The organism is Streptomyces sp. NPDC002926 (genome assembly GCF_053591755.1).
In genome coordinates this window covers 1-20,550 of sequence record NZ_JBSFUK010000001.1, presented here as the reverse complement: position 1 = coordinate 20,550, position 20,550 = coordinate 1, and the positions used below count along the sequence as shown (strand labels likewise).

19 protein-coding genes and 1 tRNA gene are annotated in these 20,550 nt (G+C 70.7%); 11 read left to right on the top strand and 9 right to left on the bottom strand.

Going from position 1 to position 20,550, the window contains the following annotated elements; all coding sequences use genetic code 11:
• The first annotated feature begins 4 nt into the window (after positions 1–4).
• Together orn and ACWDZ6_RS00095 are read left to right on the top strand one after the other, a co-directional pair.
• Positions 5–652: an oligoribonuclease gene (gene orn, locus ACWDZ6_RS00100; protein ID WP_366730748.1), complete on the top strand. Its 648-nt coding sequence runs from the start codon at positions 5–7 to the stop codon at positions 650–652.
• A 69-nt stretch (positions 653–721) separates the two neighbouring features.
• A tRNA-His gene (locus ACWDZ6_RS00095) sits at positions 722–794 on the top strand.
• A gap of 177 nt (positions 795–971) precedes the next feature.
• Here the strand turns inward: ACWDZ6_RS00095 and ACWDZ6_RS00090 are convergent.
• Complete coding sequence (locus ACWDZ6_RS00090; RefSeq protein ID WP_451501030.1) at positions 972–2,021, bottom strand: LacI family DNA-binding transcriptional regulator; 1,050 nt, start codon at positions 2,019–2,021, stop codon at positions 972–974.
• 224 nt (positions 2,022–2,245) lie between these two features.
• Between ACWDZ6_RS00090 and ACWDZ6_RS00085 the strand changes: the two genes are divergently transcribed.
• Genes ACWDZ6_RS00085 through ACWDZ6_RS00070 form a run of 4 tightly spaced genes read left to right on the top strand, consistent with a single transcriptional unit; the run spans position 2,246 to position 6,943 of the window.
• Positions 2,246–3,565 carry an ABC transporter substrate-binding protein gene (locus tag ACWDZ6_RS00085; protein WP_451501029.1) on the top strand — a complete coding sequence of 440 codons (1,320 nt, stop codon included), beginning with the start codon at positions 2,246–2,248 and terminating at the stop codon, positions 3,563–3,565.
• An 8-nt stretch (positions 3,566–3,573) separates the two neighbouring features.
• A complete protein-coding gene (locus ACWDZ6_RS00080) occupies positions 3,574–4,614 on the top strand; it encodes a carbohydrate ABC transporter permease (protein ID WP_451501446.1) in 1,041 nt (346 codons plus the stop codon).
• A gap of 9 nt (positions 4,615–4,623) precedes the next feature.
• Entirely contained in the window at positions 4,624–5,469 is an 846-nt protein-coding gene (locus ACWDZ6_RS00075; protein WP_451501028.1) for a carbohydrate ABC transporter permease, read from the top strand.
• Between the two features lie 46 nt (positions 5,470–5,515).
• Complete coding sequence (locus ACWDZ6_RS00070) at positions 5,516–6,943, top strand: GH1 family beta-glucosidase (protein WP_451501027.1); 1,428 nt, start codon at positions 5,516–5,518, stop codon at positions 6,941–6,943.
• Here the strand turns inward: ACWDZ6_RS00070 and ACWDZ6_RS00065 are convergent.
• Together ACWDZ6_RS00065 and ACWDZ6_RS00060 are read right to left on the bottom strand one after the other, a co-directional pair.
• Entirely contained in the window at positions 6,920–7,873 is a 954-nt protein-coding gene (locus ACWDZ6_RS00065; protein WP_451501026.1) for a trypsin-like serine peptidase, read from the bottom strand. The genes ACWDZ6_RS00070 and ACWDZ6_RS00065 overlap by 24 nt on opposite strands.
• Positions 7,874–7,997: 124 nt before the next feature.
• Complete coding sequence (locus ACWDZ6_RS00060) at positions 7,998–8,444, bottom strand: HAD family hydrolase (protein WP_366730755.1); 447 nt, start codon at positions 8,442–8,444, stop codon at positions 7,998–8,000.
• A gap of 159 nt (positions 8,445–8,603) precedes the next feature.
• On the opposite strand from ACWDZ6_RS00060, the gene ACWDZ6_RS00055 reads away from it, so the two are divergent.
• Positions 8,604–10,019, top strand: coding sequence for a S41 family peptidase (locus ACWDZ6_RS00055; protein WP_451501025.1), 1,416 nt, complete (start codon positions 8,604–8,606; stop codon positions 10,017–10,019).
• Between the two features lie 86 nt (positions 10,020–10,105).
• Here the strand turns inward: ACWDZ6_RS00055 and ACWDZ6_RS00050 are convergent, their stop codons facing one another.
• From ACWDZ6_RS00050 to ACWDZ6_RS00040, 3 genes are all read right to left on the bottom strand, one after another.
• Positions 10,106–11,593, bottom strand: coding sequence for a glycoside hydrolase family 18 protein (locus ACWDZ6_RS00050; RefSeq protein WP_451501024.1), 1,488 nt, complete (start codon positions 11,591–11,593; stop codon positions 10,106–10,108).
• 244 nt (positions 11,594–11,837) lie between these two features.
• Positions 11,838–13,238, bottom strand: a complete 1,401-nt coding sequence (locus ACWDZ6_RS00045) for a sensor histidine kinase (RefSeq protein WP_451501023.1) — start codon at positions 13,236–13,238, stop codon at positions 11,838–11,840.
• Entirely contained in the window at positions 13,235–13,981 is a 747-nt protein-coding gene (locus ACWDZ6_RS00040; RefSeq protein ID WP_451501022.1) for a response regulator transcription factor, read from the bottom strand. The genes ACWDZ6_RS00045 and ACWDZ6_RS00040 overlap by 4 nt, the downstream gene beginning before the upstream one ends.
• A gap of 78 nt (positions 13,982–14,059) precedes the next feature.
• Between ACWDZ6_RS00040 and ACWDZ6_RS00035 the strand changes: the two genes are divergently transcribed.
• Positions 14,060–14,596 (top strand): hypothetical protein, encoded by a 537-nt coding sequence (locus tag ACWDZ6_RS00035; protein ID WP_366730759.1) that lies wholly within the window; start codon positions 14,060–14,062, stop codon positions 14,594–14,596.
• Here ACWDZ6_RS00035 and ACWDZ6_RS00030 read toward each other — a convergent pair.
• Positions 14,593–15,468: a spermidine synthase gene (locus tag ACWDZ6_RS00030; RefSeq protein ID WP_451501021.1), complete on the bottom strand. Its 876-nt coding sequence runs from the start codon at positions 15,466–15,468 to the stop codon at positions 14,593–14,595. The two genes, ACWDZ6_RS00035 and ACWDZ6_RS00030, sit on opposite strands and share 4 nt — an antisense overlap.
• Before the next feature lie 79 nt (positions 15,469–15,547).
• A complete protein-coding gene (locus ACWDZ6_RS00025; RefSeq protein ID WP_451501020.1) occupies positions 15,548–16,003 on the bottom strand; it encodes a hypothetical protein in 456 nt (151 codons plus the stop codon).
• Between the two features lie 239 nt (positions 16,004–16,242).
• Here ACWDZ6_RS00025 and ACWDZ6_RS00020 point away from each other — a divergent pair, with 239 nt between their 5' ends.
• Complete coding sequence (locus ACWDZ6_RS00020; protein ID WP_451501019.1) at positions 16,243–17,634, top strand: tetratricopeptide repeat protein; 1,392 nt, start codon at positions 16,243–16,245, stop codon at positions 17,632–17,634.
• 135 nt (positions 17,635–17,769) lie between these two features.
• On the opposite strand, the gene ACWDZ6_RS00015 is transcribed toward ACWDZ6_RS00020, so the two are convergent.
• Positions 17,770–18,366 carry a histidine phosphatase family protein gene (locus ACWDZ6_RS00015; RefSeq protein WP_451501018.1) on the bottom strand — a complete coding sequence of 199 codons (597 nt, stop codon included), beginning with the start codon at positions 18,364–18,366 and terminating at the stop codon, positions 17,770–17,772.
• A gap of 188 nt (positions 18,367–18,554) precedes the next feature.
• Here ACWDZ6_RS00015 and ACWDZ6_RS00010 point away from each other — a divergent pair, with 188 nt between their 5' ends.
• Together ACWDZ6_RS00010 and ACWDZ6_RS00005 are read left to right on the top strand one after the other, a co-directional pair.
• Complete coding sequence (locus ACWDZ6_RS00010; RefSeq protein WP_451501017.1) at positions 18,555–19,433, top strand: phosphatase PAP2 family protein; 879 nt, start codon at positions 18,555–18,557, stop codon at positions 19,431–19,433.
• Positions 19,363–20,523 (top strand): hypothetical protein, encoded by a 1,161-nt coding sequence (locus ACWDZ6_RS00005; RefSeq protein WP_451501016.1) that lies wholly within the window; start codon positions 19,363–19,365, stop codon positions 20,521–20,523. The genes ACWDZ6_RS00010 and ACWDZ6_RS00005 overlap by 71 nt, the downstream gene beginning before the upstream one ends.
• Positions 20,524–20,550 lie beyond the last annotated feature (27 nt).

Below are 20,550 nucleotides of genomic sequence, written 5' to 3'. Positions count from 1 at the left end.
ACGCATGAACGATCGCATGGTGTGGATCGACTGCGAGATGACCGGGCTCTCGTTGACGGAAGACGCACTCATCGAGGTGGCCGCACTGGTCACCGACTCGGAACTGAACGTGCTCGGTGAAGGGGTGGACATCGTGATCCGCCCGCCGGACGCTGCGCTGGAGACGATGCCCGAGGTGGTGCGGCAGATGCACACCGCCTCGGGCCTCCTCGACGAGCTCGCGGGCGGCACCACGCTCGCGGCCGCCGAGGCGCAGGTCCTGGCGTACGTACGCGAGCACGTCAAAGACCCCGGCAAGGCCCCGCTGTGCGGAAACTCGGTCGGCACCGACCGCGGCTTCCTGCTGCGGGACATGCCGACACTGGAGGACTACCTCCACTACCGGATCGTCGATGTCTCCTCGATCAAGGAACTGGCTCGCCGCTGGTACCCGAGGGCGTACTTCAACAGTCCGGAGAAGAACGGCAACCACCGGGCGCTGGCGGACATCCGCGAATCCATCGCGGAGCTGCGCTACTACCGCGAGGCGGTCTTCGTACCGCAGCCCGGACCCGACTCGGACACCGCGAAGGCGATCGCGGCCAAGCACGTCCTGCCCGCGGAGCAAAGCGGGAAGGACGCGGCGGTGAGTCCCGCGCCAGGGCCGCAATAACCCCGGCGCGAGCACCCTCTCCGACCCTGTACACTTTTTCTCGGCCGGTCGGGAGAAAGACCGGTCGTGGTGGGTATAGCTCAGCTGGTAGAGCACCTGGTTGTGGTCCAGGATGTCGCGGGTTCGAGTCCCGTTACTCACCCTGAACGATCAAGGGCCCCGGTCTTCGGACCGGGGCCCTTGATTATTTCTGCGCGCGTGATCTTCATCTCCGCGTGATCCTCGCCCTGGGTGATCTTCGTTCGCGGGCGATCCCTGTCCCCCGGGTGGTCTCTCCCCGCGTGATCCCTGTCCCCCGCGTGACCTCTGTCCGCCTGGCCTACGACGACTCGCGTACGACCAACTCCGTCGGGAGCACGATCTGCGGCCGCTCCGCCGAGCCGCTCTCGATCTCCTGGAGCAGCACCCGGGCCATCGTGCGGCCCATCTCCTCCATCGGCTGACGGACGCTGGTGAGCGCCGGATCCATATGGCGCGCCACCGCCGAGTCGTCGAAGCCGACGAGCGCCACATCGTCCGGTATCCGGCGGCCCGCCTCCCGCAGTACATGGCGCGCGCCTGCCGCCATCACGTCCGAGGCCGCGAAGACCGCGTCCAGGTCCGGGCAGCGCTCCAGGAGCTCCCGCATCGCGCGGCGGCCACCCTCCTCGGTGAAGTCGGCGGGGGCCGTCAGCCGGGCCTCGCGGGCCTGCCCCGCCGCCTCCAGGGCGGCACGGTAGCCGGCGAGTCGGCACTGGGCGCCGTACACGTCGAGGCGTCCGGTGATCGTCCCGATGGTGCGGCGACCGCGCGCCACCAGGTGGGCGACCGCACTGCGCGCGCCCTCGAAGTTGTCGGAGTCGACCGCGGCGAGCGTCTCGCGCCCGGACCTGCGGCCACTGATGACGGCCGGGATGGAGAGCTGCTCCAGCATGTCGGGGATCGGATCGTCGGCGTGCACCGAGACCAGCAGGACGCCGTCCACGCGGTGGGCGGCCAGATACGTGGCCAGCCGGCGGCGCTCGCGGTCGCTGCCGGCCAGCGTGAGCAGCAGCTGCACCTCCGTGTCGGCAAGGGCCGCGCCCACGCCGCGGACCATTTCGGAGAAGTACGGCTCCGCGAAGAACCGGTCCTCCGGCTCCGGGACGACGAGCGCGATGGCGTCGGTGCGGTTGGCGGCGAGCGCGCGGGCCGCGCGATTGGGTACGTAACCGAGTTCGGCAACAGCCGCCTCGACGGCGGCGCGGGTGCGGTCGCTGACGCGTGGCGAGCCGTTGATCACGCGCGAGACCGTGCCGCGGCCGACTCCGGCGCGTGCGGCCACCTCTTCGAGGGTCGGCCTGCCCGTGCGACGCCCGCCGCCGCGCGTACGGATTGTCCGAGACACCATGCCACCTCCCCAGGCTTCCCAGGCCGAGAACATAACGCGCCGGGTGCCTTGACACCCCCTCAGGGAGCCGCGACCCTTCAACACATCACATATGGGAGCGCTCCCACCGTACCTGACTCATACACGACCCGCACGTTCCCCGCCCGAGCCGCAGAACGTCAACACAACGGCGCTGCAAGCCGGTTGGCCGGGAGGTCGGCACGTCAGGGCACAAGGAGGACGCAATGCGCAGGGCAGTAATCCTCGCGGTCGTCACCGCGCTCGGCGCCGGTCTGCTGGCCGGCTGTGCGAAGGACAGCGACGAACCCGCCGGCAGTTCCTCGAAGGCCGGCGGGGGCGGTGGCGGCAAGGGGACAACGACGCTCACCGTCGGGGTCTTCGGCGCGTTCGGCCTCAAGGAGGCCGGCCTCTACGACGAGTACATGAAGCTCAACAAGAACATCGTGATCAAGCAGACCTCGATCGAGCGGAACGAGAACTACTACCCGCAGCTGCTGACGCATCTGGGCAGCGGCAGCGGACTCGCCGACATCCAGGCCGTCGAGGTCAACAACATCGCCGAGATAACCGCCACTCAGGCCGGCAAGCTCGTCGATCTGGGCAGGACCGACGGGGTCCGGAAGGATGCGTTCCTGCCGTGGAAGCTGGCGCAGGCCACCACCAAGGACGGCAGGACGATCGCGCTGGGCACCGATATCGGACCGCAGGGCATCTGCTACCGCAAGGACCTCTTCGCCAAGGCCGGACTGCCCACCGACCGTGAGGCGGTCGGCAGGCTGTGGGCCGGCGACTGGAACAAGTACCTGGACGCGGGCAAGCAGTTCAAGGCCAAGGCGCCGAAGGGAACGGCGTTCGTGGACTCCGCGTCCGGCGTGATGGCGGCGATAACCGGCAGCAACGAGAACCGCTTCTACGACAAGGACGGCAAGGTCGTCTACAAGACCAACCCGTCCGTGAAGGAGGCCTGGGACATCGCCGCGGCGTTCGCGACGGAAGGCCTCACCGGCAGGCTCCAGCAGTTCACGCCCGCCTGGGACCAGGGCTACTCGAACGGCACCTTCGCGACCGTCTCCTGCCCGGCCTGGATGCTCGGTTATATCCAGGACAAGGCCGGGGCGCCGGGCAAGGACAAGTGGGACGTGGCCGCGGCGCCGAAGCCCAGCAACTGGGGCGGCTCGTTCCTGACCGTCCCCGAAGCCGGCAAGAACAAGGCCGAGGCGGCGAAGCTCGCGGCCTGGCTGACCGCGCCCGAGCAGCAGGCGAAGCTCTTCGCCGAGCGCGGCAGCTTCCCGAGCGCCAAGGCCGCGTACTCCCTGCCTGCCGTCTCCGGCGCCAAGCACGCCTACTTCGGGGGCGCGCCCATCGGGCAGATCTTCTCCAAGGCCGCCGAGGGTGTGCCGGTCCAGATCATCGGGCCGAAGGATCTGATCATCGCGCAGAACCTCGCGGACATCGGCATGCTTCAGGTTGACCAGAAGGGCCGTTCCTCCAAGGAGGGCTGGAACGCGGCCGTGAAGGCGATCGACAACGCTCTGGACCAGTGAGCATGAGCATGCTGGGGCCCGGGGGGCGTCCCCCGGCAGGACACAGCACCACGGCGGAAGCCGCCGCGCCCTTCCCGGGGGAGGAGGGCGCGGCCCCGCCGCTCGCCCCGGCGCCGTCCACGGCCGAGGAGCGGCGCCGCGCCCGGCGCAGCCGCCGATACCGGCTGGATGTGAAGTGGAGCCCGTACGCCTTTGTCATGCCGTTCTTCGTCTTCTTCCTGGCTTTCGGGCTCTTCCCGCTGCTCTACACCGGCTGGGCCTCGCTGCACCGGGTGGAGCTGACGGCGCCCACCGACATGGAGTGGGTGGGGCTGCGGAACTTCTCGCGGCTGCTCGAGGACGAGTTCTTCTGGAACGCGCTGCGGAACACCGTCACCATCGGGCTGATCTCCACGGTGCCGCAACTGCTGATGGCGCTGGGCATCGCGCATCTGCTCAACTACCGGCTGCGCGGCTCGATGTTCTTCCGCGTCGCCGCGCTGACTCCCTACGCCACGTCGGTGGCCGCGGCGACGCTCGTCTTCGTGCTCCTCTTCGGACGCGACTACGGGATGATCAACTGGACGCTGGGGCTGGCCGGTTTCGACAACGTCGACTGGCAGAACGGCGAATGGACCTCCCAGCTGGCCGTCTCCACCATCGTGATCTGGCGGTGGACGGGATACAACGCGCTGATCTACCTCGCCGCCATGCAGGCCATCCCGCATGACCTGTACGAATCGGCCGCGCTGGACGGTGCCTCGCGCCGGCAGCAGTTCATCCATGTCACGGTCCCTTCGCTGCGGCCGACCATCCTGTTCACCTGTGTGGTCTCGACGATCGGCGCGACCCAACTGTTCGGAGAGCCACTGCTGTTCAACGGCAGCGCGGGCGCGACCGGTGGAGCCGACCACCAGTTCCAGACGCTCGGGCTCTATCTGTACGAGCAGGGCTGGGTCAATCTCCACCTGGGCCGGGCCTCGGCGATCGCCTGGGCGATGTTCCTGATCCTGCTGGTGATCGGCGCGGTGAACTGGCTGCTCGCCCGCCGTCTGAGCAAGAGCGCGTAGGGGGACGAGATGTTCAGCGCCGAACGTGCCGGACGCCGGCTCCACGGTGGCCGGATCACCCATGCCGTACTGATCGTGTTCACTGCCGGCTCGCTCTTTCCGCTGGTGTGGACCGCGATCGCGGCTTCCCGCAACAACTCCCGGCTCGCGCAGACTCCCCCGCCGTTCTGGTTCGGCGGCAATCTCCTGGGGAATCTCGAGATCGCCTGGACCGACGCCAATATGGGCACCGCCCTGCTCAATACGACGATCGTCGCCGGGTCGGTCGCGACCGGGACCGTGGTCTTCTCCACGCTCGCCGGCTTCGCCTTCGCCAAACTCCGCTTCCGCTTCAAGAACCTCCTGCTGCTGCTGGTGATCGGCACGATGATGGTGCCGCCTCAGCTCAGCGTCGTACCGCTGTACATGCTGATCGCCGAGCTGTCCTGGACGGATCAGCTGCAGTCCGTCGTCCTGCCCACCCTGGCCAGCGCCTTCGGGGTGTTCTTCATGCGGCAGTACCTGATCGAGGCGCTGCCCACCGAGCTGATCGAGGCGGCCCGGGTGGACGGCGCGAACAGCTGGCGCGTGGTGTGGCATGTCGTCTTCCCGGCGGCCCGCCCCGCGATGGCGGTGCTGGGCATGCTGACGTTCGTGATGGCGTGGAACGACTTCTTCTGGCCGATCATCGCGCTGACCCAGAACGGCAACCCCACGGTGCAGGTGGCGCTGACCGGACTCGGCCGCGGCTATATACCCGACCAGTCGGTGATCATGGCCGGCGCGCTGCTGGGCACGCTGCCGCTGCTGATCGCGTTCGTCGTCTTCGGCAGGCACATCGTCGGCGGCATCATGCAGGGCGCGGTCAAGGGCTGACGTCTCCTCACAGTCCCGTATCCACACACATGCTGGGAGCACACCCATGTCCGTCAGGCCTGTGACCTTTCCTCCCGCCTTCCTGTGGGGCACCGCCACCGCCGCGTACCAGATCGAGGGCGCGGTGAGCGAAGGCGGCCGCACCCCGTCGATCTGGGACACCTTCAGCCATACGCCGGGCAAGGTGGAGGGCGGTGACACCGGGGACACGGCCGTCGACCACTTCCACCGCCGGGCCGAGGACGTCGAGCTGATGGCCGGCCTCGGTGTCAACGCGTACCGCTTCTCGGTCTCGTGGCCGCGCGTGCAGCCCACCGGCCGCGGCCCCGGCGTCCAGCGCGGCCTCGACTTCTACCGCGGCCTCGTCGACGATCTGCTCGACCACGGCATCCGTCCCGTGCTCACCCTCTACCACTGGGATCTGCCGCAGGAGCTGGAGACGGCGGGCGGCTGGCCGGAGCGGGACACCGCGCACCGCTTCGCCGACTACGCCCGTATCGTCGCGGAGGCGCTCGGCGACCGTGTCGATATGTGGACCACCCTCAACGAGCCCTGGTGCAGCGCCTTCCTCGGATACGGCTCCGGGGTCCACGCACCCGGCCGCACCGATCCGGTCGACGCCCTGCGTGCCGCCCACCATCTCAACCTGGGCCACGGCCTGGCCGCCCAGGCACTGCGCTCCGTGCTCCCCGCCGACGCGAAGCTCTCCATCAGCCTCAACCCGAGCGTCGTCAGGGCGAGGAGCCAGAGCCCCGGTGACCTGGACGCCCGGCGCCGTATCGACGCGCTCGCGAACCGGATCTTCGCGGGCCCGCTGCTCAAGGGCGCGTATCCACAGGATCTGTTCGCGGACACGGCGGCTCTGACCGACTGGTCCTTCGTCCACGGCGACGACCTGGCCGTCATCAAGCACCCCCTGGACTCGCTCGGACTGAACTACTACGCACCTGCAGTTGTATCGGACGCCACTGACAGTCACGGCGAGCGCAGCGACGGCCACGGCGCGAGCGAGCACTCGCCGTGGCCGGGCGCGGACGCGGTCGCCTTCCACCGGCCGCCGGGCGAACGCACCGAGATGGGCTGGTCGGTCGACCCGACCGGGCTCTACGACGTGCTGCTCCACTACACCCGCGAGGCGCCGGGACTGCCGCTGGTGATCACCGAGAACGGCGCCGCGTACGACGACAAGCCGGCCGCCGACGGTACGGTCCACGACCCCGACCGCATCCGCTATCTGCACGGCCATCTCGCGGCGGTCCACCGGGCGATCGCCGACGGCGCGGACGTACGCGGCTACTTCCTCTGGTCCCTGATGGACAACTTCGAGTGGTCCTACGGCTACGGCAAACGCTTCGGCGCGGTCCATGTCGACTACGGGACGCAGACCCGTACGCCCAAGTCCAGCGCCCACTGGTACGCAGCGCTGGCACGGACCGGAGTGCTGCCGGGGCTACCGGGGCTCCCCGAGGCCTGACACATAGGGCGGACGCTTGATGTCCGCGTCCTTCGTGCCCGCGACGGCGTCGTTGTAGAGGGCCTGCGCGTCCGCGCCGTAGAGCGGTGAATAGGTGATCCAGTCGACGTTCTGGTCGTTGCCGCCGCCGTTGTAGCCGCCGGTGTTGCCGATGACCTTGCCGGTGCGGGTCCGGGGGTCGTAGTCGGTGATCCAGGGGCCGCCGGAGACCCCGCCGTGGAAGCCGCCGCAGACCATCCGCATCTGCCGGAGGCCAGGCAGAGGGGAGGTGTTGGCATCGCAACGGAGCGCCTGGTGCTGCTTGTTGACGTCTTCGCCGCCGGGATAGCCGATCACGGTGGCGGTGTGGCGATAGCCGGACGCCCGGGTGAAGGTGAGTGCACCGGTGACGTTCTCGGCCTTGCCCCTGCCGTTGGGCGCGAGCTGCGCGAAGGCGAAGTCCAGGTCGGAAACGGGCTGCTTGGTGTTCTGCCGGTACCTCGGGTCCACGAAGATCCGCTTCACCTCGAAGACACCGCTGGGCTGATTGGCCGCGGAGGATCCGTGGCGGTACTGCGGTACGAAGACGGGGTGCGTGGCGCTCCTGAGGCCGATGGCGCAATGACCGGCGGTGAGGACCAGGTCCTTGCCGCGGCTGTGGACGACGCTGCCCGTGCAGGACGTCTCCCTGCCGCCGAACGGCTTGCCGTCGTAGAAGAACGTGCCCACCATCGGCAGGCCGCCGAAGTACGTCCCCTGCTTGGTGCCGCCGGGCGCTTCCGCCCGCTTCGGCCCGTACCGGTCCGAGTCGACAGGTACGGCGTCCGCCATGCGCTCGGCCGTCCAGAACCTCTCGCCCTCGGTGCGGGGCGCTGCCGAAGCGGGACCGGGGCGGAGTACTCCCGCGAAGACGATCAGAGCGAGTACAGGAAGCCAACGTGAGCGCAACACACTGTCTCTCTGCTGGAGGGGCAACGGCCGTGACGAGGCGATACTTGTACCCATGGGGTCCGGAGACATTCCAGGACCCGTCGGAGCCGGCGACCTCAGTCGTCGCCGAGCACCGCCGGCAACCTCAGTCGTCGCCGAGCACTGGCCACGTACTCCGTCGGGCGCGACGCAGCAGCACCGGATCGTCGCCCACGACCACCGGATTGCCGACCTCGGTCAGCAGGGCGAGGTCGGCCGCCTCGTCCGCGTACGCCGAGCAGTCCGCCGGGTCGAAGCCGTACTCCCGCATCAGCGTGCGCGCGGCGTACCCCTTCCCCCGGCCCCGCATGCACGTCAGCATTTCGTCCGCGCCCAGGCGCGCGGCCAGTGGCGCCACCACGGGCAGCGGAGAGCTGGAGACCAGCACCATCAGATCGCCCGCCACCGCGTGCCGCACATACGCGGCGAGGCCGGGCTCGTTCCACAGTGCCCGCCGCACCAGCGTGCCTCCCACGTCGAAGAAAGCGGCCCTGCGCGGGACTTGGCGGGTTTTTGCGGTGATGGGAGTGATCGGGGCAACCGTGTCGCTCATGCCCATCAGTACGAAGTGCCGCCCCGCATCACTCAAAAGTCGTGGGGGTTTTCCCCACCCCGGAGTGACCGGACAGCGGGATGTCCCCGGCAGGTCGGACGGTCGATCGTGGTGGTACGTGATCGACGACGTGGGACGACGTAAGGGGAAGGCACCATCATGCAGCTCAGGAGTGGTTCGGGCACCATCTGCAGGACGATCGCGGCGGCGGCGCTGCTGGCCGTGACCGCGAGCGTGGCCCTGCCGCTCGCCCCCGCCGGCGCGCGGCCGTCGCAACCGCCGCAGCCGCCCGTCGGTGTGTGGCAGGTCGACGGCTACGGCGAGGTGTTCTCGCTGGACGGGAGCCGGCTGCAGGAGTACCAGGTCACCGGCGTCAGCTGCATCAAGGGCGTTGCGACCGGGCGCGCGGGCGGGCAGGCGGGAACCGCCCGGTACGCCAACGCCCACGGCGATGTCTTCACCGTACGGTCCACGGGCGGTCCCGACCGGGCCGCGATGCATATCGACGGCTCACCGGGCGACCGCGGTCTGCGGCGCATCGCCGCTCTGCCCGCCGACTGCCTCAAGGAGACGCCCGGCGGGCCGGTGGCCGCCTTCGACGTCTTCTGGCAGACCTTCGAGGAGAACTACCCCTTCTTCGCTGCCAAGGGCATCGACTGGCAGGCGGTCCGGGACCGCTACCGCCCCCAGATCGGCCCACGCACCACCGACGCCGAACTCTTCGCGGTCTTCCGGGAGATGGTCTCGCCGCTGCATGACGCGCATGTCGCCGTGCTCGCCGGCGAGACCGGCCGCTTCGGCTCGACCCGGCCCGGCACCGAGATGCCCGGCGAGAAGCTGGACACCAAGGTCACCTCGTACATCGAGAAGCGCGATCTGTTGGGCGCCGAGCTCAGGAAGTTCGCGGGCGGCCGGATCGGATACGCCGAACTGCCCGGCGGCCAGGGATACCTGCGTATATCCGGCTTCGGCGGCTACGCCGAGGCGAACGACTTCGCCGCCAACAGCGCCGTGCTGGACGAGACCCTGGACACGGTCTTCACCCGCGCGAGCACCGCCCGGCTGCGCGGCCTGATCATCGATCTGCGGATCAACGGCGGCGGCTCCGACTCACTCGGGCTCCAGCTCGCCGGGCGCCTCACCGGCCGCCCGTACTTCGCCTACGCCAAGCGGGCCCGTAACGACCCCTCCGACGCGAGCCGGTTCACCCGCCCGCAGCCGCAGTACGTACGGCCCGCGGCCGCACCCCGGTACACCGGCCCGGTCGCGGTGCTGACCGGAGGCTCGACCATCAGTGCCGGAGAGACCTTCGTCCAGGCGCTGATGGAGCGGCCCGGCCGGACCGTACGGATCGGCGAGAACACGCAGGGCGTGTTCTCCGACGCGATGGAGCGCGAGCTGCCCGGAGGCTGGCAGATCCGGCTGCCGAACGAGGAGTTCCTGACCCGCTCGGGCGGCACGTTCGACGGCCCCGGAATCCCGCCGCAGCTGCCCGAACCGGTCTTCACCGAGGAGGAGTTCGCCAAGGGCCGCGACTCGGCCTTCGACCGGGCCGTCGCCGTACTCGGCCGCTGACTGACACCGCAAGGGCACGCGTCCCGGCCGGGGTGGGGGAAGGCCGGCCGGGACGCGCGGGTGGGGGGCGGGTGGATCCGTGGTGCCTACTTGAAGGCGGCGAACGCCTTCGTGAAGGCCAGCGGCTCCTGGACGATCGAGCTGCATGTCGCGTCCGCGGTGTTCTTCGCGCCGCCCGGGCACGCCTTGTCGCGGGCCGCAGACCACATCGCCAGCCAGCCGAGGCCCTTCGACTTCGCGAAGTCGACCAGCTGAGTGGCGTCGTCGACCTTGAAGATCTCGGTCGCGACGTCGTTGACGCCGATCATCGGCGTGACGGCGACGGTCTTCCACGCGGCGGCTTCGGAGAGACCGAGCACGCCCTTGATCTGCGCCTGGGTCGCGGTCGCGGCCTGGATCGCGTAGTCGCCCATGTCACCGCTGTACGCCGGTCCGTAGTCCATCGCCATGATGTTGACCGCGTCGACCTTCACGCCGTTCTTCTTGGCGTCGGCGATCAGATCCACGCCGGGCTGGGTCAGACCCTCGGGCATGACCGGAAGCGTGAAGGAGACATCGAGCCCCGGGTGGGACTTCTGCAGCTGCGCGATCGCCTGCGAGCGGCGGGTGTTGGCGGCGGTGTCCGGCAGGGCCGCGCCCTCGATGTCGAAGTCGACCTTGGTGAGCTTGTACTCGTCGATGACCTTGCCGTACGCCTTGGCGAGCTCGTCGGCGGAGGTGCACTTGAGCCCGAGCTCGGAGCCCGCCGCGCCGCCGAAGGAGACCCGGACGTCGCCGCCCTTGGCGCGCAGCGCGCCTATCTGGGAGGCCACCTTGTCACTGGCGAGGTCGGTGACTCCGCCCCAGAGCGGGGCGCAGCTGCCGCCGGAGGTGATGAAGGCGAGGTTGAACTCCTTGATCCCGGCCTTGGTCGCGGTGTCCACCAGGTCGTACGCCGGGTAGAGCGAGGTGTCGACGTACGGCGCGAAGCCGGCGCCCGACGCGGTGCCGCCTCCGGGAGTCGCGGTCGGCGTCGGGGTGGGGTTGGTGGGCGTGGCTGTGGGGGTGGGCTTCTGCGTGGGTGTGGCGGTCGCCGTCGGGGTGGGCGTGGGGTTCTCGGTGGGCCTGCCGCTCGGCTGCGGCGTCGCGCCGTCGTCGACCGAACACTTGACCTTGTCGATCGTGCAGGAGGTCGGGTCGCCGGCCGTCGCCGTACCGCTCGCGGAGGTCACGAAGCCGACGGTGACCGACTTGCCGGGCGCGAGCTCCTTGTTCCAGCTCGCGGGCGTCACGGTGACGTGCTGTCCCTTGACGGTGTGCTCACCGTTCCAGAGCGAACCGATCGTGGTCCCCGTGGGCAGATCGAATTCGAGCGTCCACCCCGACTGTGCCTTGCCGGTGTCATTGGTGATGACGTACTGGCCGGTGTATCCACCGTTCCAGGAGCTGGTCTTGGTGTACGCGGCGCCTACCGCGGCGGCCTGGGCCGTGCCGGTGAGCGCGAACGCCGCGCCACCGATCACCGCGGCCGCGACGATCGCGCCGACCGCCTTGGTCCTGCCGCTCGCCCTGCGCCGGTGCGTGGTGCTGCCCATTGCTGCCTGCCTCTGCGTTACGGGAGTGGGGGGTGTGGCAGCACGCTAGCGACCCGGAAACGGACAAATGACTGGTTCGGGGCGGAGGTTGAGCTATTTAGGACGCCCTTAAGGGAGGCATCGGAACGGATTAATGGTCGAGACCACTCGGCTGGTCGTCAGGGGCGGAACCGGCTGCCCGGACGGGCCCGGTCGCGCATCGAGGTCACGCCTCGCGGTCACGCATCCCGGTCACGCATCCCGGTCACCGCGCCAGGCCCACGCGCTTGCGGCGCCTGACCGTCCCGCGGTGGCCGCGCCTGCGCTCACCGCTCGCGCCCTCCCGGCCGTCGAGCCCGATCCAGATCCGTATCTCCGTGCCACCGAGCACCGAGCTGCCGATCCGTACGTCCCCGCCCGTCGATTCCGCGACCCTGCGCACGATGTCCAGACCGAGGCCCGTCGAGCCGTCCCTGCCGCCGCTGTTGCCGCGGGCCATCGCCGCCTCCGGGTCGGCGATGCCGGGACCCGCGTCCGAGACCAGGACGATCACCGCGTCCTCGCCGTTGTGTACGTCGACCGAGAACGCCGTGCCCTCGGCCGTGTGCCGGAAGACATTGCCGAGCAGAGCGTCGAGCGCGGCGGCCAGTTCGGGACGCGCGACGGGGATGCGTACGGGACGGTCGACACCCGCGACCCGCACCTTGCGGCCCTCGTCCTCCGCGAGCGCCGACCAGAAGTCCATCCGCTCCCGGACGACCTCCGACGCGTCACAGCCGGCACCGGGACCGATTGCCGCGGTCTGTGGTTTGGCATCCCGCGCCGTACGGATGATCGTGTCGACCTCGCGCTCGAGCTGGGCAACAGCGGCCCGGGTCTGGTCGGCGGCCGGGCCTTCGCCGAGTGAGGCCGCGTTGAGGCGCAGCACGGTGAGCGGCGTACGCAGCCGATGCGACAGATCGGCCGCCAGCTCACGCTCGTTGGCGAGGAGCTGGACCACCTGATCGGCCATGGAGTTGAAGGCTATGGCGGCGGAGCGCAGCTCGGTCGGCCCCTCCTCCGGGACGCGCGCGCCGAGCTTTCCCTCGCCCAGATCGTGCGCGGCGCCCGCGAGCCGCTGGGCGGGCTGCACCATCCGGACGCCGAGCCGGTCGGCGACGGCGACCGAGCCGACTATCAGCGCGATGCCGACGCCGGCGAGCACCAGCCAGGCGGTGTCGACGCCGTTGGAGACCTCACCCTCGGGCACGAAGACCTCGACGACGGCGATCTGGCCGGTGCTGATGGCGGTCGGCTGGAGCAGCGCGGAGCCGCCGGTGACCTCGGTGATGGAGGCCCGGCCGAGCCGCTGCGTGGTCTCCAGGTCGTCCTGTGCGGCCCGGCGGGTGCCGATGTTGACCGGCGGGCTGCCCGCATCGGGGGCGGCCGGGATGTGCACGGCCATCCGCCCGGCCGCACCGGCCTGGGTGGACATGACTGCCCGTTCCAGGGGATCGCGGTCGGCGGTGATGGAGAGGGTGGGGCCGATGGCGGCGGCCTGCCGCTCGGCGTTGGAGAAGGCCCTGTCCCTGGCCATCTCCTGGACAACGAGCCCCAGCGGCACGGCGAAGGCCACCACGACCATTGCCGTGACGGCCAGGGAGACCTTGACGAGCGCCCATCTCATGGCCGGTGTCCGTTCGGCTGTGCTCCGCCCGGCTGCTGACCGCCCGGCTGTGGTCCGATCGGCGGCTCCAGCTTGACGCCGACTCCGCGCAGGGTGTGAAGGTAGCGGGGCCTGGCCGCCGTTTCGCCCAGTTTCCGCCGCAGCCACGACAGATGTACGTCGATGGTCTGGTCGTCGCCGTAACTCTGCTGCCAGACCTCGGCGAGGAGTTCCTTGCGCGGTACGACCACACCGGGCCGCCCGGCCAGGAAGGCCAGCAGGTCGAACTCGCGGCGGGTCAGGTCGAGGGCGGCACCGTCCAGCTCGGCCTGACGGCGCAGCGGATCGATGGAGAGCCCGCCGACCTGGATGACGCGCGAGGGCGGGGCCTCTCCGGCGGCGGCGCGCGAACGGCGCAGTACGGCGGACATGCGCGCCGAAAGATGCTCCACCGAGAAGGGTTTGATGAGGTAGTCGTCGGCGCCGTCGTTGAGCAGCCGGACGATCTCCGCCTCGTCGTCGCGCGCGGTGGCGATGATGACCGGCACGTCGGTGATACCGCGCAGCATCTTCAGCGCCTCGGCCCCGTCCAGATCGGGCAGTCCGAGGTCGAGAATGACCACGTCGAAGCGGAGATGGGCCACCTCGCGCAGCGCCTCGAGGGCCGTGCCGACGCTCCGTACCGTGTGGGAGGCCTCGGTCAAGTGCCGGATGAGGGCGGAGCGCACGAACTGGTCGTCCTCGACCACGAGCACACTTGCCATGGGCGGCACCGTACGCCATTCGGAGGACCAGGGTCCCCCTAAGGACAGACGTGGGGCGCGTGGTGCAGTATGGCCGGGATGCACCGAGGACTCGTACATGCCATGGCGTGGTCGCTGTCCACCGGCGCGGCGGTGACGCTGTCGTGGTGGGGCGTTCATACCGTCATGTCCGGGACGGCGTACGACCGGCCTCGCGCGCTGCCGATCAGCGCGGACAGCGCCACCCAGCAGGGAGCGAGGCCGCAGTCCTCCTCCACGCAACGGCCGCCGACTCCCTCGGCGTCCAACCCGTCCGCGCCGGAGAAGAGCCGTAAGCCGTCCGCCACGTCTCCCGCCCCGAAGCCGAGCAGGGCGAAGCCGCCGTCGTCGTCGCCCTCTTCGACGCCGGCATCCGGGAATGTGAAGAGTTACACAGTCGACGGCGGCCGGGTCGTCTTCGACATCGGCGAGGTCTCGGCGGAGCTGGTTTCGGCGACCCCGGACGCGGCCTGGCAGATGCAGGTGTGGAAGCAGCCGGAGTGGATCCGGGTGACCTTCACTCAGAACGGCCGCGAGGCGTCGGTGTTCTGCACCTGGAACGGCCATCCGCCGATGGTCGAGTTCGACGAGCGCTAGCGGAACACGGCCGGTGGCGGTACGGGTGAGGGCTTGGCGCTCGCGTCGGTGACGGCGGCCGCGCCGCCCGTGAAGTCGGCGAGTGCCCTTCCGTGCTCGACCCGGCCGGGGTGCGGATCGCTCGCGACGCGGCGGGTCAGTTCGGCGACGGGCAGCGGTACGTCCGAGGCGAGCAGCACGGCGTTGCCGAAGCGGCGGGCGCGCAGCACGGTCGGGTCCGCGGCGAGTGCGAGTTCGGGGAAGACGGTGGCGGCGGTGGCGACCTGGGCGCGGATATGGGCGAGCGGCGGACCGTCGGCGAGGTTCGCCGTGTAGTGCCCGCCCGGCTTCAGGGCCCTTCGCACCTCGGCGAGGAACTCCGTACTGGTCAGATGGGCGGGCGTGCGCGCGCCGCTGAAGACATCGGCGATGACCAGGTCCGCCCAGCCGTCGGGGATCTTCCCGAGGCCGACGCGGGCGTCGCAGGACCGGACCCGTATGCGCGCACCGGGATCCAGCGGCAGCTGTCTGCGGACCAGTTGGACCAGCGCCGCGTCCAACTCGACGATCTGCTGGGTGGATCGGGGGCGGGTGGCGGCTATGTAGCGGGCGAGCGTGAAGGCTCCGCCGCCGAGATGGACGACCTGGAGAGGGCGGCCGGGCGGGGCGACGAGATCGGCGATGTGGCCGAGGCGGCGCTGGTACTCGAAGGAGAGATACGTGGGGTCGTCGAGGTCGACATGGGACTGCGGCGCGCCACCGAGGACCAGCGTCCAGGCACGGGGGCGCTCGCGGTCGGGTATCAGCTCGGCCAGCCCGCCGTCCACCTGCTCGACGACGGGTTCGGGGCTGCCGCCCCCGCCCGTACGGCCGCGCCGCTTGCTCTTTGCCATCAGCCCATTATCGGCACCGATCCGGGTGGGCTGCCCGCGCAGGGCTCAGCGGGAAGGACGCCTCGGCGGTGGCCGTGGTTCAGCTGCAGTTGTCGGCGGCCTCGATGAGGCGGGCCGCCTCGCCGAGCGCCTCGCGAAGGACCGCGGGGTCGGTGACCGGATCGGCGTCGTCCGGCGGCAGCAGCCAGCCGCTGCCGGTGACCGGTGGCTCGGCCGGGATCCGCAGACCGCGTCCCGACGTCTGCGTACAGGCGCTGCCCGGCATGTCCCAGCCGTCTGCGGTGCCGGGTGGCACGAGGAAGCCGAGAGTGTCGCAGGCGCCGTCATGAAGAACCGGGCCGACGGCCGGAGCGTCTGCCCGGCGCAGGATGTCCACCGCCTCGAGGCCCTGCCGGGCGGGGACGGTCACCAGATCACAGGGTCCGGCGACGGCGCCGTCCCCGGGTGGTGCGCTGCTGTCCTGGGTGGGCCTGTGCTGAGCAGTCGTCGCCGTCGTCTCAGTCGTCCTTGGGGCGCCGTTGACGCTGGTCTCCATGCCGACCTCCAACAAGGGGATCCCTCCTCGCTCGAGTGGAGACACGTAGCGGGCCTCCGAATGGTTCAACGCCCGTACGCGTCAAGGGCAACGGCGGCACGCCGCCGCAAAGGATGGCAGTTCATGGCAGATCGTGGTGGAGATATCCCTTTTGTAGCCAAACTCTGTGTGCGCGGCCTGTCACAGCAGGTACGTTCTTGCTCCGCCGGAACACGGCTGCACCAAGAGAGGGCTCGGCCATGGCGTCGTCGTCACAGGCATCACGGGCAGTTCCCAACCTCGCCTTCCGCGGGCTGCGCGGGCAACGCTCACCCGGCGAGTTCGCGGCGGCGGTACGCAAGGCCGCTCGGGAGATCGGCGAGCAGGTCTCGTGCGACGCCCGCTACATCGGGCGCGTCGAGGCCGGCGAGATCCGCTGTCCGAACTACGCGTACGAGCGGGTGTTCCTGCACATGTTCCCCGGTCTGACGCTGTCGGATCTCGGCTTCACTGCGCGGGAACAGGTGCGGGGCGGCCGGCGCCGGCCGCATGCGCCGGATCAACCCTTCTGTCCCTTCGACGGCAACAGTGACAGCGACATCGACGAGGAGAGCGACGTGCTGCGTCGCGCATTCATGACGAGCGGCTCCGCCACGGTGGCGGCCGCGTCCCTCGGGTTCGGACTCGGGTCCGCACCCGGCAGGCCCGGCCCCGGCATCTCCGGTTCCGTGCCCGATCAGCGGCGAGTCGGCGAGGCGGAGGTGAGCGCCGTCGAAGAGGCGGTACGGCGGATCAGGCTGCTCGACGACCGGCACGGCGCGGACGGTCTCTACCGGCGGGCCGCGCAGCCGCTGCGGGCCGCGTACGCGCTGCTCGACGCGGGGACGACGGCCCGCGCCTCGACCGCCGGCCGACTGCACGCCGGAGCGGGTGAACTCGCCATCTCGGTGGGCTGGTTGGCCCATGACTCGGGCCGCTTCGACGATGCCCGCTCGCACTACGCGGAGGCGCTGGCGACGGCGCGGGTGGCGGGCGACCCGGCGCTGGAGGCACACGCGTTCTGCAATACGTCGTTCCTGGCGCGGGACGCGGGGCGGTACCGGGAGGCGGTGCGCTCGGCGCAGGCGGGCGAGCGCGCCGCGCGGCAGCTGGCCTCGCCACGACTGCTCTCGCTGCTCTCGCTTCGCCAGGCGGGCGGCTGGGCGGGGCTCGGCGAGCGCGCGGGCTGCGAGCAGTCGCTGTCCCGGGCGCACTCGTACTTCGACCGGGGTGCTTCGGACGCGGACCCGGAGTGGATGTCGTTCTTCGGGGAGCCGGAGCTGGAGGCGCTCCAGGCACAGTGCTGGGCAGCGCTCGGCGCATGGTCCCGGGCGGCCCGCCACGCACGCCGGGCGGCGGCGCTCCAGGACCGCCGCTTCACGCGCAACCTGGCGCTGTACCGGGCGGAACTGGCGGCGGACCTGGCGCGGGCGGGCGCACCGGACGAGGCGGCGGAGGCGGGCCACCAGGTGCTGGACCTGCTGGACGGGGTGCAGTCCTCGCGCATCCAGTCGATGCTGTCGGACACGGCGAGGGTGCTGTTGCCGCAGCGGCGTGCGGAAGGCGTAGGGGCGTTCCTGGACCGGCATGCGGAGACACTCCGCAGGGCATGACGCAGAGGCCTCGTCGCGGGGCGTGGGCGCAGGCGCCCCGGTCGTGGGGCGGGGCGCCGGGACTTCGTCGCGGGGCACAGGGCCGGGGCCCCTGCGCCTCGTCGCAAGGAGTGGCGCAGGGGCCCCGCCCGCGGCTCAGACCTCCAGGTGGCTCGTGTCGTTCCAGCGGTCCACCGCCGGGGAGCCGTAGGCCCAGCCCAGGATCGACAGGCTCGTCGGGTCCAGGCGGATACGGGCCGCGAAGGACGGGTCCAGGCCCAGCCAGCGGGCGCCGAGGACCCGCAGGATGTGGCCGTGCCCGAAGACCAGCACATCTCGGTCGGCCGAGCGCGCCCATTCGACGACCTTGTCCGCGCGGGCGCCGAGGTCGGCCAGTGTCTCGCCGTCCGGGACCCCGTCGCGCCAGATGAACCAGTCGGGCCGGTCCGCCTGGATCTCCGCCTGCGTCAGGCCCTCGTACGCCCCGTAGTTCCATTCCATGAGCGCCCCCCAGTCGGTGGCCCGGTCCGCGAAGCCCGCGAGCGCGCAGGTCTCCCTGGCCCGTACGAGTGGACTGGTGCGGACCTCGACACCCTCCATGCCCGACCACGGCGCCCGGTGCAGCCGTTCGCCCAGCAGCTTCGCACCGCGCCGGCCCTCGTCGATGAGAGGGATGTCCGTCCTGCCGGTGTGCTTGCCCAGCAGGGACCATTCGGTCTGGCCGTGCCTGGCCAGCAGGATGCGCGGTGCCATGAAGGGCTCTCCCTGAGGTTCACATTCGGTGGCGTTCCATCATCGCGCACCTGAACGCAGGGCAACCTCCCGAGCGATCTCGACGTCCTCGTAGAGGTCGGGTACCCGATGAACGCGCGCCTTCTTGTACACCGTACGGTTGAGCGGCGGCCGACCGCCGCCTGAACACACAATGGAGATCGGTTCGGATGCCGCACACCGCGCCTCGTCATCGGCCCCGCTGGTGGACCGAACTGATGCTCATCGTCGTGGTCTACGCCGCCTACTCGGCCGGCCGGCTGCTCGCACGCGGCAACGAGGCAGCCGCGGTCGAGCACGGTCTGGCGATACTCCGGGCCGAGAAGGCACTCCTGCTCAACGCCGAACACCCGCTCAACCGCCTCTTCAGCAACACCCCGGCCCTCGGCGTTCCCGCCGATTTCGCCTACGCCTCCCTGCACTATCTGGTCACTCCGGCCATCCTGGTCTGGCTCTTCCGGCGCCGCCCCGCCCGCTACCGGGCCGCCCGCACATGGCTGATGCTCTCCACGCTCCTCGGGCTCGTCGGCTTCACGCTGCTGCCGACCTGCCCGCCGCGGCTGCTCGACGCCGGCCAGGGCTTCGTCGACACGATGGCCCAGTACAGCTCGTACGGCTGGTGGGGTGGCGAGGCGAGTGCGCCGCGCGGTATGGGCTCAATGACCAACCAGTACGCGGCGATGCCGAGTCTGCACGTCGGCTGGGCCCTGTGGTGCGGGGTGATGCTGTGGCGGCACGGCCGTACGCCGCTGATGAGGTTCCTCGGCGTCGCCTACCCGCTGCTCACCACGTTCGTGGTGATGGGAACGGCGAACCACTACTTCCTGGACGCGGTCGCCGGCTGCGCCGTGATGGGCATCGGCCTGCTGCTGACCCGCCCCGCGCTGCGCCTCGCCGACCGGATGCGTACGCGCTTCACCGCCGCCGCTTCCGGCTCGAAGTCCCCGATTGTCAGTGCCGGATGCGAGACTTCCGCGGGTGAGCGAATCCCTGGGCAGCGGACCTCCCCCGCAGGCGCCGACGACAGCACTCCGGCAGCGGCTCGCTGAGCTGCGCGGCCCCGCCGCCCAGCCCCATCCGCTCGACGCCCGGGCGCTGGCCGCCCTCGCCGCCAACCCCGGCTGCAAGCGCCGCGCGCTGCTGGACGGCGCCGGGGTGGACAAGGCGGCGCTCGCCTCCGCGCTGGGGTCTCCTGCCGCGTTCGGGCAGTCGCAGTTCGCTTTCATGCGCGGCAACGCCTTCGAGGCGAAGGTCAAGGCCGACGGCGGCAAGGAACTGACGCGACTCCTCGGCGTGGAAACCGCGGCGGAGATCCGGGTGCCCGATCTGTCGGCGGCCGGTCCCGAGGGCCGCGCGGCACGTACGGCACTGGCGCTGCGCGAGGCCACCGCGGCCGGTGAGTGGACGCTGCTCGACCACCCGATGCTGGCGTTGCAGGTCGCGGGCTCCCCCGCCTATCTGGAGCCTGACGCGGTGGTCGTGCACCCCGACGGACGGTGGACGGTCGTCGAGATCAAGTCCTTCCCCATGATCGACGGCTCGGCGGACGCGGCGAAGGTGGGCGCGGCGGCGCGACAGGCCGCGGTGTACGTACTGGCGCTGGAGCGGGTCGCCGCGCTGACGGACGGCGCGCGGGTCGCGCACAGCATTCTGCTGGTCTGCCCGAAGGACTTCTCGAACCTGCCGACGGCGTCCGTCGTCGACGTGCGCAAGCAGCTCTCGGTGACCCGCCGCCAGCTGGCCCGGCTGACGCGGATCGAGGACATCGCCGCCGCGCTGCCCGAGGGCACCACCTTCGACCTGGAGCGCCCGGCCGATGAGCTGACGGCGGCGGTCGAGTCGGTGTCCGCGGCGTATGCGCCCGAGTGCCTGGCCGCCTGCGAGCTGGCCTTCCACTGCCGCGACCGGGCCCGCGAAGCCGGAGCCGTGGAGGCGCTGGGGCGCGGGGTGCGCGGCGAGCTGGGCGGACTGACGACGATCGGCGAAGTGCTGGCGGCGGCACGGGGCTCGGCCGCCGCCGTGCCTTCCGGCGAGACCGCCGCCGGAGCCCCGGAGGACGATCCGGCGCACGATCCGGCGGTGGGGGGCGGGACCACGGGGCCGCAGGGCCCGGGCGCGGGGCGGGGGGGGGGGGCGTAGAAAAGGAGAAGCGGGGGGTGGGGGAGG

Excerpts from the sequence above, each read along its gene's own strand:
- orn (WP_366730748.1), top strand. The coding sequence starts at position 5 with ATGAACGATCGCATGGTGTGGATCGACTGCGAGATGACCGGGCTCTCG.
- ACWDZ6_RS00090 (WP_451501030.1), bottom strand. The coding sequence starts at position 2,021 with ATGGTGTCTCGGACAATCCGTACGCGCGGCGGCGGGCGTCGCACGGGC.
- ACWDZ6_RS00085 (WP_451501029.1), top strand. The coding sequence starts at position 2,246 with ATGCGCAGGGCAGTAATCCTCGCGGTCGTCACCGCGCTCGGCGCCGGT.
- ACWDZ6_RS00080 (WP_451501446.1), top strand. The coding sequence starts at position 3,574 with ATGCTGGGGCCCGGGGGGCGTCCCCCGGCAGGACACAGCACCACGGCG.
- ACWDZ6_RS00075 (WP_451501028.1), top strand. The coding sequence starts at position 4,624 with ATGTTCAGCGCCGAACGTGCCGGACGCCGGCTCCACGGTGGCCGGATC.
- ACWDZ6_RS00070 (WP_451501027.1), top strand. The coding sequence starts at position 5,516 with ATGTCCGTCAGGCCTGTGACCTTTCCTCCCGCCTTCCTGTGGGGCACC.
- ACWDZ6_RS00060 (WP_366730755.1), bottom strand. The coding sequence starts at position 8,444 with ATGAGCGACACGGTTGCCCCGATCACTCCCATCACCGCAAAAACCCGC.
- ACWDZ6_RS00055 (WP_451501025.1), top strand. The coding sequence starts at position 8,604 with ATGCAGCTCAGGAGTGGTTCGGGCACCATCTGCAGGACGATCGCGGCG.
- ACWDZ6_RS00050 (WP_451501024.1), bottom strand. The coding sequence starts at position 11,593 with ATGGGCAGCACCACGCACCGGCGCAGGGCGAGCGGCAGGACCAAGGCG.
- ACWDZ6_RS00045 (WP_451501023.1), bottom strand. The coding sequence starts at position 13,238 with ATGAGATGGGCGCTCGTCAAGGTCTCCCTGGCCGTCACGGCAATGGTC.
- ACWDZ6_RS00040 (WP_451501022.1), bottom strand. The coding sequence starts at position 13,981 with ATGGCAAGTGTGCTCGTGGTCGAGGACGACCAGTTCGTGCGCTCCGCC.
- ACWDZ6_RS00035 (WP_366730759.1), top strand. The coding sequence starts at position 14,060 with ATGCACCGAGGACTCGTACATGCCATGGCGTGGTCGCTGTCCACCGGC.
- ACWDZ6_RS00030 (WP_451501021.1), bottom strand. The coding sequence starts at position 15,468 with ATGGCAAAGAGCAAGCGGCGCGGCCGTACGGGCGGGGGCGGCAGCCCC.
- ACWDZ6_RS00025 (WP_451501020.1), bottom strand. The coding sequence starts at position 16,003 with ATGGAGACCAGCGTCAACGGCGCCCCAAGGACGACTGAGACGACGGCG.
- ACWDZ6_RS00020 (WP_451501019.1), top strand. The coding sequence starts at position 16,243 with ATGGCGTCGTCGTCACAGGCATCACGGGCAGTTCCCAACCTCGCCTTC.
- ACWDZ6_RS00015 (WP_451501018.1), bottom strand. The coding sequence starts at position 18,366 with ATGGCACCGCGCATCCTGCTGGCCAGGCACGGCCAGACCGAATGGTCC.
- ACWDZ6_RS00010 (WP_451501017.1), top strand. The coding sequence starts at position 18,555 with ATGCCGCACACCGCGCCTCGTCATCGGCCCCGCTGGTGGACCGAACTG.